The organism is Kerstersia gyiorum, from assembly GCF_048595715.1.
Taxonomy (GTDB): domain Bacteria; phylum Pseudomonadota; class Gammaproteobacteria; order Burkholderiales; family Burkholderiaceae_B; genus Kerstersia; species Kerstersia gyiorum.
Window position 1 is genome coordinate 475,140 of sequence record NZ_CP169556.1, and the last position, 13,407, is coordinate 488,546.

The following is a 13,407-nucleotide window of genomic DNA, read 5'->3' on the forward strand; positions in this document are numbered from 1 at the left end:
CTTCTGGGGGAGGCGTCTCTGGGTATGACTGCGATGGCAGGGGTGGGGCCGGCCCGGCCGGCGCCCGCGTTGCGGTGCAGGCCGCAAGCGCAGGCGGGCGGCGGGTTTAGCTGCGCGGCGCAGGGTTGATGATGCGGCCCCACGTGCTCTTGTTGCCCCAGATGTTCTGGCGCAGGCCCTCAAGTTGCAGTACCTGGCTATGGTCGACGAACAGGTTCACCTCGTTGCCATAGTTCTTGATGTACCACTCGAATACCGGTGGGTCGGCGGCCTCGAACATGACGTGTTCGAGGCCGACTTCGTTGATGATCCGGGCGACGGCGCCGGTGTTCCAGTCAACAACGTTCTCGGTGATGCCCTCGGACTCGATCATGATGATGTCGGCCCCGGCATCCAGCGCCTTGCGGGCGCGGGCGATCAGGTCGCCGACATCTTTTTTGCCTTCGGCTGCCAGTTCGGCTTCGCTGGAGTCTCCGCCGGAGCCGAACTGGATGCCCAGTTCCGGCTTGGCTTTCAGCCCAGCCTTCTTCACTTGTTCGATCAGGCGCAGCAGGCCGGAAGTCGGAATGGAGATGAAACCGGTGGAAATTTCGATCACGTCAAAGCCTGATTCCTTGGCTTCCTTGAGATACTTTTCCACCGCTTCCGGGCCATAACGCAGCGCGGTTTCGATCCAGCCGCCGGACGACACATAAGCGTCGTGCTGGTGCGCCAGATCGCTGAAGGCGCGTACCTGTTCGCGGGGCAGCAGGGCGAAGGAGCCTCCGGCCCATTTGATGCCATCGACCCATTGCCCGGCGACATCCAGCACGTCCGCCAGATGGCGGGTGCCGAAGGTGGCATAGTAGGGCGCGCGTGCTTCCGTCAGGCCGAACTTGCGCGGCTTGGGCGGGCGGTAGGCACGGGGGATGAAGGAAAATGCGGTTTCCTGCGACGTCGGTTTGCTCATGGCAATCTCCTTTTCGAAACGAAGGAACAGCGAGTGAAAATCTTGCGTAGCCGTAGCCGTAGCCGTAGCCGTAGCCGTAGCCGTAGCCGTAGCCGTAGCCGTAGCCGTAGCCCGCCCGCTCAGTCGAGGGCGGGCCTGGGCGTCATACGGTATGGCGCGTGGCCGGCACCTGGGCGAGCAAGCCGGCCAGGTCGCGGGCGCTATGCGTTTCCAGCGTGGCGATCAGCCCGGCCAGGCGTTCGCGCAGGTCGGCGCTGGCGAAAGGGGCGGCCAACAGGTCGAATTTGCGGCGCGCTGTTTCCCAGCTCATGGGCTGGGTATGAAAGCCTTCATAACTGTTGCGCGTGGCGCGTTCTATCCGGCCGTCGGCGAAGGTGATTTCCAGTTCGGCGGGCATTTCCTGGGGGAAACGGGCCGACAACGCGGGGTCGGGCGAAATGTGGACCTTGCGCAGCAGCGCCTGGATGTCGGCGGCGGCAATGCGCTCCGGTTCGTACTGTTCTGGCAGCACCTGGCCATCGAGCAAGGCGGCCGCCAGCATGTAGGGCAGCGAGTGATCTGCTTCTTCCTTGGTGCGGATGTTCTGTTTGTCGCCTTCCTCGCCGCCGCCGATGATGGAGAAGGCGACGTCGAAGGTGCGCAGCCTGACGCTGCTGATTGCGTGAGCATCGAAGCCGGGCCGCGCGCGGATATCGAGCGCGGCATCCAGCGCGGATTGCGAGTGGATTTCGGCGTTGTGTTTCTTGAGGATGGTGCGCCGTACGCTTTCGAGGTCTTCGGCGAGCCAGTCGATGTCAAACGGCCCGGCAATGCTGTCCTTGAATCCCTTGTTGCCTTCGAACACGGCTTCCGGGCCGGTGATGCCACGGCTGGCCAGCAGGGCGGCGAAGACGCCTTCCTTGGCGGTGTTGGGGTAGGCCAGCCCTTTCCAGTGCGAAAGATTGCCGGTGCGCGTGACACGCAGGGCATTATTGGCGGTGCCGGAAATGGCAATGGCGTTGGCAATCTGCCCGGCATCCAGGCCCAGCGCCTTGGCGCTGGCCGCTGCGGCGGCATAGGCGCCTTGCGTGGTGTGGTCGAAGCCCTTGGCACGTACCGGTGCGACATCCGACAGGCGGGTATGCACCTGGTAGGCGACGGCCAGCGCCGTCAGGAGATCCTTGCCGCTGGCGTCGGCGCTTTCGGCGCAGGCCAGGACGGCGCCCAGGTTGTCAGAGGGGTGGTTGGTCTCGCCCTTGGCGAGATAGGCGTCCATGTAGTCCAGGTAGCGGCTGAGCGCGGCGTTGTAGAACGCCACGCGGTCGGCCGAGCCCTGGCCGCCGCCAAGGTAGCTTGCCGCGGGGTTGCCGCCCAGGTCGTGCAGCAGGCTGCGTATGGCCTGGATAGGGGGCGCATCCTGGGCGCCAATGGCGACGCCGACGGTGTCCAGAATGCGGATCTTCAATTCCTGTACCGCAGCGGCGCTGATGTCTTCAAAGCGGGCGCGGTGGACAAAACTGGCTAGCTGTGCAACTTCCGTCATGATATTTCCTTGTGAGAAACCATGGGCCGCACCGTAGCGGAGCGGGTCAGCAACAGGAATGCGGTGTAGTGAAGGCGATGATGTAATGCATGGCGCAGTAGCGGTTGCCGGTCATGGCAGGGTGAAGCGTTGAAAGGATTGTATATGTAATGAGATTGATTATTGATTAAAGCGCTACTGTCAGTGCAGGTATTACAGCCCTGCAACCGGGCTGCCCGCCGCCAGAAACAGGTGCGTCTTGCCAGCTTTTCCTGGCTGCCTGGCGTCCGCTGACGTTTCATGAGCGCTTTCTGTTGCAGAAAAGGAAATCCCCCGCGTTTTTGCGCAGCGCCGGGGATACACTGCATTTTTCCATTTCGGGCCGGGGTGTCATGGATACCGGAGTCTTGCAGGTCAGCGCATTCGTCGCCTTCACGATTGCCATCTTGTTGTTGTTCATTGGCAAGCTCGCGACCATGCGTATCGCCTTGCTGCGGCACTACAGCATTCCGGAGCCTGTCGTTGGCGGTTTCTGCTGTGCGGTCGTGGTGGCGCTGGCCTATTACGTCCTGGATATCCGCATCCAGTTTGCGCTGGGCGTGCGCGAACTGCTCCTGCTGTACTTCTTTGCCGGTATCGGTCTGAAGTCGGACATGCGTACCTTGAAGCGCGGCGGCTGGCCGCTGGTACTGCTGCTGATCCTCGCGTCGGTCTTCATCGTGCTGCAGAACGTTGCGGGTATGGGCTTGGCGGCGCTGTTCGGGCTGGACCCGCGCGCCGGGCTGATGGTCGGTTCGATTTCCCTGACCGGCGGCATAGGCACGACGCTGGCCTGGAGCCCGATCTTCATTGAAAAGCTGGGCATTCCCAATGCCATGGAGCTGGGCATTGCGGGCAATACCGTGGGCATGATCGCGGCGTGCGTGGTCGGCGGCCCGATCGCTACCTGGCTGATCCGCCGTCATGGCGTGAAACCTTCGGGCAGCCGCAGGCTGGACGTAGGCGCGGTCAACCAGGGCCGGGCGGAGCCACTGGATTATTTTAGTGTGCTGTGGGCCTTGTTCCTGCTGAACTGCGCGCTGCTGATCGGCTGGAGCCTGGATGCTGCGCTGAAGGAGCTGGGCCTGACGCTGCCGACCTTCGTCAGCTGTTTGATGGCAGGCATCCTGATCCGCAATATTCCGGCGCTCACGATACGCCGCGACCCGACGCGCAGCCTGCCTGGCACCACCAAGGCGCTGGCGCTGCTGGGCGACGTCACCCTGGGCCTGTTCCTGACGATGGCGTTGATGGGCCTGCAGCTCTGGGAGCTCCAGGGCGTCTTCGGCTTCATTGCCGTCGTGATGGTGGTGCAGATTTTCCTGACGGTGGTGTACGCGCTGTTCGTGGTCTTCCGCCTGATGGGCAAGGATTACGAGGCTACGGTGATGGCGGCCGGGTTCGGCGGCATCACCCTGGGGTCTACTGCCACGGCCATTGCCAACATGACGGCGGTGGCGCAGCAATACGGGGCGGCACACCGGGCGTTCATCGTCGTTCCGCTGGTGTGTGGGTTTTTCATTGATCTGGTCAACGCCATGATTATCACGGCATTGATTTGACAGACTGCTTCCCGTATTCTCGACGGGTTGGCCGCATGGCGGCCTGATGGCAGTGGCCACGGATAATGCCGGGGGCGACAAGACAGGAGTTTCCGAATGAGCGAGAAGTCGATTTACGATATTCCCTTGCAGCGCCTGGATGGCAGCGCGGCAACGTTGGGCGATTACCGTGGCAAGGCGCTGCTGATCGTCAATGTGGCGTCCCAGTGCGGCCTGACCCCGCAGTACGCGGGGCTGGAGTCGCTTTACGAGCAGTACAAGGAGCAGGGCCTGGAAGTGCTGGGCTTTCCTTGCAATGATTTCGCCGGCCAGGAGCCGGGGTCTGCCGATGAAATCAAGACTTTCTGTGAAGGGACTTTCGGCGTGCGTTTCCCGCTGTTTGCCAAGGTCGTGATCAACGGCGCCGGCCGCCACCCTCTGTATGCAGCGCTGATCGCCGCCCGTCCGGCGGCGCAGCAGAAGCCCGATGGCACGCTGCGCCAGCGCCTGGCAGACCGCAATCTGCTGTCGGCCGAGCCCAGCGACGTTACCTGGAATTTCGAAAAATTCCTGGTGTCGCGCTCCGGTGAGGTCATCGGCCGATTCGCGCCCGACATCGCGCCGGACGATCCCGCGCTGCGCCAGGCCATCGACGCCGCGCTGGCCTGACGGACGTTGCCGCCGCCGGCCAAGTGGCCGGAACAAGGCTTCAGGAACAGGCGCCGGGCGGGTCCGGCGCCTGAATCGTTTCCGGGGATGGACATTATGAGTGAACTCACGCTTTGGGGGCGCAGCAGCTCCAGCAATGTGCGCAAGGTCATCTGGGCGCTGGCTGAATTGGGCCTGGACTACCGTCGCGTGGATGCCGGCGGGGCGTTCGGCGTGGTTGGTGATGCCGAGTACCTGCGCCTCAATCCCAATGGCCTGGTGCCCTGCCTGCAACAGGGCAGTTTCGTGCTGTGGGAATCGAATGCCATCGTGCGCTACCTGGCCGATGTCCATGGCCAGGGCAGTCTGCTGCCGGATGGTGCGCAGGCGCGTGCGGCGGCTGACAAATGGATGGACTGGACGTCCACCACGTTCGTGGCGCCGTTCCGTGACATTTTCTGGAACAGCGTGCGAGCCACGCCTGAACAGCGCAGCGAGACTGAGATCCAGCGCGGGCGCGAGCAGGCTGCGGCCTTGCTGCACATTGTCGACGCTGCGCTGGGCGGGCAGCCCTATCTGTCCGGTGAGCGCTTCGGCATGGGCGACATTCCGCTGGCTACTTTGCTGCAGGCCTTGCATACGGTGCCAGGTTCGCTGCCGTCGCTGCCCCACGTTGATGCCTGGTATGCCCGCCTGCAACAGCGCGAGGGCCTGCGGTTGCTGGAAGGATTGTCGTTGCGTTGAGCGCCCGGATGCCTGTCCGGGCGGGTGTTGTTGTTGAATGGTTTCTGGTCTGATCTATGCTTTTTTCCCCTGATAACCTGGCGCATATCCGGGCCCGCATTGCCGCGGCCGAACAACGGTCCGGGCGTGCGCCGGGTAGCGTCACCCTGTTGCCCGTCAGCAAGACTTTCAGTGTCGATGTGCTGCGAGAAGCCGCCGCGCATGGCCTGCGGCGCCTTGGCGAAAACAAAACCCAGGAAATCAAGGCCAAGAGCGAGCCGCTGGCGGATTGCGGTATCAGCTGGGTGATGATCGGCCACTTGCAGACCAACAAGGCCAAGGAAGCCGCCAGGCTGGCTGACGAGATCCAGTCGCTGGATCGCATCGAGCTGGCACTGGCGTTGCAAAAGCGTCTGGAAATCGAAAACCGCGAAATGGATGCACTGGTTCAGGTCAAGACGTCATCCGAACCCAGCAAGTTCGGCATGGCGCCCGAAGCCGTGGCGGCGTTTCTGCGCGAAGTGACGGAACAGGCGCCACGCCTGCATATCCAGGGGTTGATGACGCTTGCCGTTAACGATCCCGACCCGGAACAGGTGCGTGCTTGTTTCCGGCGCCTGCGCCAGCTGCGTGACGAACTGGCGCCGTCCGCGCCGGCGGGGGTGTCGCTGGCGCGGCTCTCCATGGGCATGAGCGGCGATTTTGAAATGGCCATCGAAGAAGGTTCGACCGAAGTGCGCATTGGTTCACTGTTGTTCGGTGGGCGAGACTATTCACGGGCCTGAACCTGCCGCGTGTCGCGGCGGGCTTTCCCGTGCAGCAATGGCGGGCAGGGCCTGAGAAGGCGGGAATGAACCAGCCGGTGCCATGGGGCCGGCCTACCTGGCGCGCAGCGGGCGCGCCGCAATGGATGTAATGATGCTGTCTATGGATGTGGCGCTGTCGTTCTTTGGAACGGCAGTGGTGTTGGCACTGGTGCCGGGGCCGGACAATTTGTGTGTGCTGGCGCAATCGGCCACGGCAGGGTGGCGCGCTGGTATGTGCCTGGTGCTGGGATTGTGTTCCGGCCTGGTGGTGCATACCGCCGCCGTTGCGCTCGGGTTGGCGGTGGTGTTCCAGGCATCGACACTGGCATTCATTATCTTGAAGCTTTGCGGCGCGGCTTATCTGCTGTATCTGGCCTGGCAAGCCTTCGCGCATGCGAAGGATGTTGGCGGCGTGGGGCAAGGCGTGGGCCTGACGGGCTGGGCCCTCTACCGGCGCGGCATTCTGATGAATATCAGTAATCCCAAGGTGTCCTTGTTCTTCCTGGCCTTCCTGCCGCAATTCGTAACGCCAGGCCAGGGCAGCGTGACCGGGCAGCTTATTTCCCTGGGGGCGCTGTTCATGCTGGCGGCCCTGCTGGTGTTCGGCGCGATTGCCCTGCTGGCGGGGCGGCTGGGAGATTTGCTGCGGCGCTCGCCCGAGGTGCAGGTCTGGATGAACCGAGGCGCGGGCGCGGTTTTCGTGGCGTTGGCGCTCAAGCTGGCGTTTTCCGGGCGGGATTAATACGTTTCCGTAAAAATGTTGCAGTGCGGCGCAGGGTAAACCAGCATGGCTGCGCGCGTTTCGTATCGCCATAATTCAAACAAACGTTTGAAACAGGTGAAAGAACGGTGTCAGCAGTCATCAACGAGATGGGCCGCGTGGCGGCCCCCACTCCCGAAGCGGTGCTGGATGCGGCGGAAACGCTGTTCGCCAGGCAGGGGCATGAAGCGACGTCCATGCGCCAGATCACCGCGTTGGCCGGTGTGAACCTGGCTGCCGTCAACTATCACTTCGGTTCCAAGGAAGGGTTGGTGCAGGCCGTGCTCAAGCGCCGCCTGGGCGCGCTCAACCAGGAGCGCCTGAACCAGCTGGAACAGCTGGAGCGGCAGGCGGGCCTGACGGGTCAGCCGGTCAAGGCTTCGCAAATTGTCGATGCCTTTTTCGGCACGCTGATTCGTCTGGCCCGCCAGGACAAGGCCGGCATCTGGCCACTGCTCGAGCGTTCCATGACCGAGCCGACCGTCTTCATCCGCACCTTGTTCGCGCAGGAGTACAGCGACGTGCTGGAACGCTACAAGCAGGCCTTGCTCAAGGCCCTGCCGGGCGTGCCGCACGATGAAATCGTATGGCGTTTCCAGTTCATGCTGGGCGCCGCCTCTTTTGCCTTGACGGGTACGAAGGAACTGCGCGAAGTCATGGGCTGGCAGGAGAATGCCCAGGACGCGGCGCAGGAAGAAGCCAATTTGTTGCCGCGCCTGATGAGCTTCCTGCTCGGGGGGCTGAGGGCGCCATTGCAGTCGCCCTAATAATCAATCAGAAGCTGGAGACATAATCATGCAAGTCATTGGATGGATCGTGCTGGCGCTGGTGGTGGCGGGCGCCATTTTGCTGGGGGTGCCCAGTGTGCGCCGCAGCCTGCTGAGCCGGCCGCTGCTCAATCGCTTCCGGCAAATCCTGCCGCAAATGTCCGAAACCGAGCGCGATGCGCTTGAGGCCGGTACGGTCTGGTGGGAAGGCGAGCTGTTCCGCGGCCGCCCGGACTGGAACCGCCTGCTGGATTTTCCCCGGCCCCGCCTGACGGCCGAGGAACAGGATTTCATGGACCACCAGGTCGAGCGCGCCTGCGCGCTGGTCGACGACTGGAAAGTGTCGCACCATGCGGGCGATCTTTCGCCTGAAGCCTGGGCCTATATCAAGCAGGCCGGCTTCCTGGGCATGATCATTCCCAAGGAATACGGCGGCCTGGGTTTTTCGGCCTATGCGCACTCCGAGGTGATTACCAAGCTGTCCACGCGTTCATCGGCGCTGTCGGTGACCGTCATGGTGCCCAATTCGCTGGGGCCGGCGGAGCTGCTGCTGCACTATGGCACCGAAGAACAGAAGAACCACTACCTGCCGCGCCTGGCGACGGGCGAGGAAATCCCCGCCTTTGCCTTGACCAGCCCCTGGGCCGGTTCGGACGCGGCTGCTATCCCGGATTACGGCGTGGTCTGCAAGGGAGAATGGCAGGGCCGCGAAGTGTTGGGCATGCGCGTGACCTGGGACAAGCGCTACATCACGCTGGCGCCGGTCTGCACCATCCTGGGCCTGGCGTTCCGTTTGTATGACCCGGACGGCCTGCTGGGCAGCAAGAAGGATATCGGCATCACCTGCGCACTGGTGCCTTCCAATCATCCCGGCGTGGAAACGGGCCGGCGCCACTTCCCGCTCAATGCCATGTTCATGAACGGGCCTACGCGGGGGCGCGAGGTGTTCATGCCGCTGGATTTCATTATCGGCGGCCCGAAGATGGCTGGCCAGGGCTGGCGCATGCTGATGGAGTGCCTGGCAGCTGGTCGTTCGATTTCCCTGCCGTCCTCGAATGCGGGGATGGCGCGCATGACGGCGCGCGCCGTGGGCGGCTATGCCCGCGTGCGCAGCCAGTTCGGTGTGCCGGTGGGCCGCTTCGAAGGCGTGGAGGAAGCGCTGGCTCGCATCGGCGGCCATGCCTACGTCGCGGAAGCTGCCCGCGTCATGACGGCAGGGGCGGTGGACCTGGGCGAAAAGCCTTCGGTTGCCTCCGGTATCGTCAAGTATCACGTTACCGAGCGCGCCCGGCAGGTCGTCAATGACGGCATGGATGTGATCGGCGGCAAGGGCATTTGCCTGGGGCCGTCCAACTTCCTGGGCCGTGCCTATCAGCAGGTGCCCATCGGCATTACGGTGGAGGGCGCCAATATTCTGACCCGCAGCCTGATCATTTTCGGCCAGGGCGCCACGCGCTGCCACCCGTATGTGCTGGCAGAGATGCAGGCGGTGCGTGAAAGCGACGGCAAGCGCGCGTTGCATGATTTCGACCGTGCTTTCTGGGGCCATGTCCGCTTCGTCATTGGCAACGTGGTGCGCAGTGGCTGGCACAGCCTGACGGCGGCCCGTTGGGCGGCCAAGCCGCGCAAGGCCGATGCCGCTACCGGCCGCTATTATCAGCAGCTCGGCCGTGTTTCCAGCGCCTTTGCGATGTTGTCCGATATGTCCATGCTGGTCCTGGGCGGCAGCCTGAAGCGGCGCGAAAGCCTGTCGGCCCGCCTGGGAGATGTGTTGTCGCAGATGTACCTGGCCAGTGCGGTGCTCAAGCGCTATGAGGACGAAGGCCGCCAGGCCGAAGACCTGCCGCTGGTGCACTGGGCCATGCAGGATGCGCTGTTCCGCGCCCAGGCGGCCATGGACGGTCTGCTGAAAAACTTCCCCAACCGTTTCGTGGCGGGTTGCCTGCGCTGCCTGGTGTTCTTCTGGGGGCGGCCGTTCTCCGCGCCCAGCGATCGTCTGGGACAGAAGGTGGCGCGCCTGCTGACGGAACCGGGCGCGGCGCGTGAACGGCTGACCGTAGGCTGCTATCTGCCGGCATCGTCCGACGAACCGGTGGGCGCCATTGAACAGGCCTTGCAGGCAACGCTGGCGGCAGACGCCGCGCAGCTCAAGCTGCGTCAGCTCGATAAAAGCGGCTTGCTGGCTGACAACCCGCTGGCCAACGTCCGCGACATGACCGAAGCGGCGCATGCGGCCGGCGCGCTCAGCGACGAGGAATATGCCCTGTTGCGCAAGCGTGATGCGCTGCGCGATATCGTGGTCCGGGTGGACGATTTCCCCTTCGATATCATGGCGGCTGAAGATGCGCCGCAGGGAGGCCGTGCATGAGTGCTCCTGTCTATGTCGTGGACGGCGCACGTTCGCCGTTCCTGAAAGTCCGTACCGGGCCGGGGCCGTTCAGCGCGGCAGACCTGGCCGTGCAGGCCGGGCGCGAATTGCTGCTGCGCCAGCCCTTCGCTCCTACTGACCTGGATGAAGTGGTGATAGGTTGCGCCGCGCCATCGCCTGACGAAGTCAATATCGGCCGCGTGATCGCCTTGCGGCTGGGATGCGGCAACAAGGTGCCGGGCTGGACTGTGATGCGTAACTGCGCGTCCGGCATGCAGGCGCTGGATTCCGCCATGACCAATATCGAGGCTGGCCGCGCCGAACTCGTGCTGGCCGGCGGGGTGGATGCGCTGTCGCGCGCCCCGCTGCTGTTTTCCGATGACATGACGCGCTGGCTGGCACGCTGGATGGCGGCGCGCTCCACGGGGCAGAAGCTGCGCCTGCTGGGGCAGTTCCGCCCAGGCTTCTTCAAGCCGGTGATCGGTTTGCTCAAGGGCCTGACCGATCCTGTCGTGGGGCTTTCCATGGGGCAGACGGCCGAGAACATTGCCATGCGCTTTGGCATCAGTCGCACGGAGATGGATGCCTATTCGGCTCGCAGTCATCAGCGGGTGCTGGCCGCCCGCGAGGCCGGCGCCTTTCAGGCCGAGATGGCGCCGCTGGTCGATGCCCAGGGCCAGAGTTATGCGGAGGATGACGGCGTGCGCGCGGATTCCACGCTGGAACGGCTGGCGCGGTTGCGTCCTGTATTCGATAGGCTGGGGGGCAGCATCACGGCAGGCAATAGCTCGCAGGTGACCGATGGCGCCACTGTACTGTTGCTGGCATCCGAGCGTGCGGTGGAAAAATGGGACCTGCAACCCCTGGGCCGGATCGTGGACCGCCAGTGGGCCGGCCTGGACCCGGCCTGCATGGGCCTGGGGCCTGTCCATGCCGTGACACCCATCCTGCAGCGCCAGGGCCTGGGGCTGGATGGCCCGGAGCTCTGGGAAATCAACGAGGCATTTGCGGCCCAGGTCCTGGGCTGCCTGGCGGCCTGGCGTGACGAGGATTACTGCCGCGAGCACCTGGGAACGGCCGCGTGGGGCGAATTGGACGAAACAAGGTTGAATGTCGATGGCGGGGCGATTGCGCTCGGCCATCCGGTCGGCGCATCGGGCGCACGCATCGTGCTGCATTTGCTGCAGGCCCTGCGTGCGCGTGGCCTGCATCGGGGCATGGCTTCGATCTGCATCGGTGGCGGACAGGGCGGTGCCATGTTGGTGGAAGCCTTGGGCACCGGTGACAGCCACCGGGCGACGCAGCAGGAGGCAGCATGACGGAAAAGAATTGGCAGCATTGGTCGCTGGAACGCGATGCCCAACGCCTGGCCTGGCTCACGCTGGACCGGCGTGGCAGCGCGGTCAATGCCCTGTCGGCCGATGTCATGGCGGAACTGGGCGAAGTGCTGGATATCCTGGAGAAGGAGCCGCCAGCGGGCTTGATCATCCGTTCCGGCAAGAATACCGGGTTCGTGGTGGGGGCCGATATCGACGAATTTTCGCGCATGGGCGATGAAGGCGCCGCCCAGGCCATCGTGGCACGCGGCTGGAACCTGTTCGAACGCCTGGCCGCCGTGCGTTATCCCACGCTGGCGCTGATCCAGGGGCATTGCCTGGGGGGCGGGTTGGAACTGGCGCTGGCCTGCCGCTATCGTATCGTCATAGATGATCCGGGCACCGGGCTGGGCCTGCCGGAGGTGATGCTGGGCATCTTTCCCGGCTGGGGCGGCATCAAGCGGCTGCCACGCCTGATCGGCGCGCAGGCCGCGCTCGATATGATGTTGACCGGTCGTCGGGTCAACCCCAGGCGCGCAGCGGCGCTGGGCCTGGTGGATGCGCGGGTGCCCGAGCGGGTCGGCGAGGCGGCGGCGCGGCAGTGGGTGCTGTCCGGCAAGCCTGTGGCGCGGGTGCGCGGCTGGCGCAGTTGGCTGGGCGCCTGGCCGTTGAACCGTCTGGTGCGCTGGCAGGTAAAGCGCCAGCTGGAAAGCAAGGACCCGCAAGGGCACTACCCGGCGCCGCGCGCCATCCTGGCGCTGTGGGCGCATCACGATGGCAATGCATTGCAGGCGCCGGCGCTGGTGGATTCCATCCTGGCGTCGCAGACGGCGCGCAATTTGCTGCGGGTATTCCACTTGCAGGAGCGTCTCAAGAGCTACGGCAAGACTGATGGACAGGCGCCCGTACGCCATGTGCACGTTGTCGGTGCGGGTGTGATGGGCGGCGATATTGCTGTCTGGTGCGCCTTGCAGGGCCTGCGCGTGACCTTGCAGGACCAGTCCATGAAGCAGATTGCGCCGGTGCTGGCGCGCGCCGCCAAGCTGTACCGCCGCAAGCTCAAGGACAGGCGCCGCGAACAGGCGGCGCTGGATCGCCTCGTGCCCGACCTGGCGGGCCATGGCGCGGCCAGGGCGGACCTGGTGATCGAGGCCATCAGCGAAAACCTGGAAGCCAAGCAATCCCTGTACCGGCAGCTGGAAGCCCGCATGCGGCCGGATGCGCTGCTGGCCACCAACACATCCAGCCTGTCGCTGGAAGCCTTGCGTTCGTGCCTGCAACGGCCGCAGCGCCTGATCGGTATCCATTTCTTCAATCCGGTGGCGCGCATGCCGCTGGTGGAAGTCGTGAGCACCCGCGATGGCGATGCAGAACACCAGCAGGCGGCAGCCCGTGCCTGCGGTTTCGTGGCGCAGATCGGCAAGCTGCCTCTGCCGGTGCGCAGCGCGCCAGGTTTCCTGGTCAATGCGGCGCTGGCGCCGTACATGCTGGAAGCCATGCGTTATGTTGATCAGGGCGTCAGCCCGGCCGGGATAGATGCGGCCATGACGGCATTCGGCATGCCCATGGGGCCGATAGAACTGATAGATACCGTCGGCCTGGACGTGGCGCTGGCTGCAGGCAGGCAACTGGCACCCGACGCCGAACCGCCGCGCTGCCTGCAGCAGAAGATAGACAGCGGCAAGCTGGGCCGCAAAAGCGGGGAAGGGTTCTATCCCTGGCGTGACGGCAAGGCCACCAAGCCGGCTGCAGGCCAGGTGCCTGCCGATTTGGCGGCGCGGCTGGCCCGCACGCTGGCTGATGCAGCACGTCGCCAGGTGGATACCGGCGTTGTGGCGGATGCCGATCTGGCCGACGCCGGCATGATTTTCGGAACGGGCTATGCCCCGTTCACCGGAGGGCCCTTGCGGCATCAAGGGATGTTGTCACCATAAAAATAAAGCAGGCGCAGCACAAGCCCCGGCCTGGCCGGTTCTTTATGGCCAATCC

At 64.4% G+C, this 13,407-nt stretch carries 11 protein-coding genes; 9 read left to right on the top strand and 2 right to left on the bottom strand.

What is annotated here, in order from left to right; genetic code table 11:
• Nucleotides 1-106: 106 nt before the first annotated feature.
• The gene (locus ACEW7X_RS02125; RefSeq protein WP_068371087.1) at nucleotides 107-949 is read right to left on the bottom strand and encodes a phosphosulfolactate synthase; all 843 of its coding nucleotides are present in this window, start codon (nucleotides 947-949) and stop codon (nucleotides 107-109) included.
• A 142-nt stretch (nucleotides 950-1,091) separates the two neighbouring features.
• Nucleotides 1,092-2,471, bottom strand: coding sequence for an MmgE/PrpD family protein (locus tag ACEW7X_RS02130; protein ID WP_068371084.1), 1,380 nt, complete (start codon nucleotides 2,469-2,471; stop codon nucleotides 1,092-1,094).
• A 371-nt stretch (nucleotides 2,472-2,842) separates the two neighbouring features.
• Here ACEW7X_RS02130 and gltS point away from each other — a divergent pair, with 371 nt between their 5' ends.
• From gltS to ACEW7X_RS02175, 9 genes are all read left to right on the top strand, one after another.
• On the top strand, nucleotides 2,843-4,051 hold the full coding sequence (gltS, locus tag ACEW7X_RS02135; protein WP_068371557.1) for a sodium/glutamate symporter: 1,209 nt from the start codon (nucleotides 2,843-2,845) through the stop codon (nucleotides 4,049-4,051).
• 96 nt (nucleotides 4,052-4,147) lie between these two features.
• On the top strand, nucleotides 4,148-4,699 hold the full coding sequence (locus ACEW7X_RS02140; RefSeq protein WP_068371081.1) for a glutathione peroxidase: 552 nt from the start codon (nucleotides 4,148-4,150) through the stop codon (nucleotides 4,697-4,699).
• 96 nt (nucleotides 4,700-4,795) lie between these two features.
• Entirely contained in the window at nucleotides 4,796-5,422 is a 627-nt protein-coding gene (locus tag ACEW7X_RS02145) for a glutathione S-transferase family protein (RefSeq protein ID WP_068371555.1), read from the top strand.
• A 56-nt stretch (nucleotides 5,423-5,478) separates the two neighbouring features.
• Nucleotides 5,479-6,186: a YggS family pyridoxal phosphate-dependent enzyme gene (locus ACEW7X_RS02150; RefSeq protein ID WP_130487548.1), complete on the top strand. Its 708-nt coding sequence runs from the start codon at nucleotides 5,479-5,481 to the stop codon at nucleotides 6,184-6,186.
• A 133-nt stretch (nucleotides 6,187-6,319) separates the two neighbouring features.
• Nucleotides 6,320-6,949 carry a LysE family translocator gene (locus ACEW7X_RS02155; protein WP_127775519.1) on the top strand — a complete coding sequence of 210 codons (630 nt, stop codon included), beginning with the start codon at nucleotides 6,320-6,322 and terminating at the stop codon, nucleotides 6,947-6,949.
• Nucleotides 6,950-7,068: 119 nt separating this feature from the next.
• Entirely contained in the window at nucleotides 7,069-7,734 is a 666-nt protein-coding gene (locus ACEW7X_RS02160) for a TetR/AcrR family transcriptional regulator (protein WP_165390064.1), read from the top strand.
• Nucleotides 7,735-7,762: 28 nt separating this feature from the next.
• On the top strand, nucleotides 7,763-10,102 hold the full coding sequence (locus ACEW7X_RS02165; RefSeq protein WP_068371075.1) for an acyl-CoA dehydrogenase: 2,340 nt from the start codon (nucleotides 7,763-7,765) through the stop codon (nucleotides 10,100-10,102).
• Entirely contained in the window at nucleotides 10,099-11,421 is a 1,323-nt protein-coding gene (locus ACEW7X_RS02170; RefSeq protein ID WP_068371072.1) for an acetyl-CoA C-acetyltransferase, read from the top strand. Before ACEW7X_RS02165 ends, ACEW7X_RS02170 begins: the two co-directional genes overlap by 4 nt.
• A complete protein-coding gene (locus ACEW7X_RS02175; RefSeq protein WP_253597312.1) occupies nucleotides 11,418-13,352 on the top strand; it encodes a 3-hydroxyacyl-CoA dehydrogenase NAD-binding domain-containing protein in 1,935 nt (644 codons plus the stop codon). Before ACEW7X_RS02170 ends, ACEW7X_RS02175 begins: the two co-directional genes overlap by 4 nt.
• Nucleotides 13,353-13,407 lie beyond the last annotated feature (55 nt).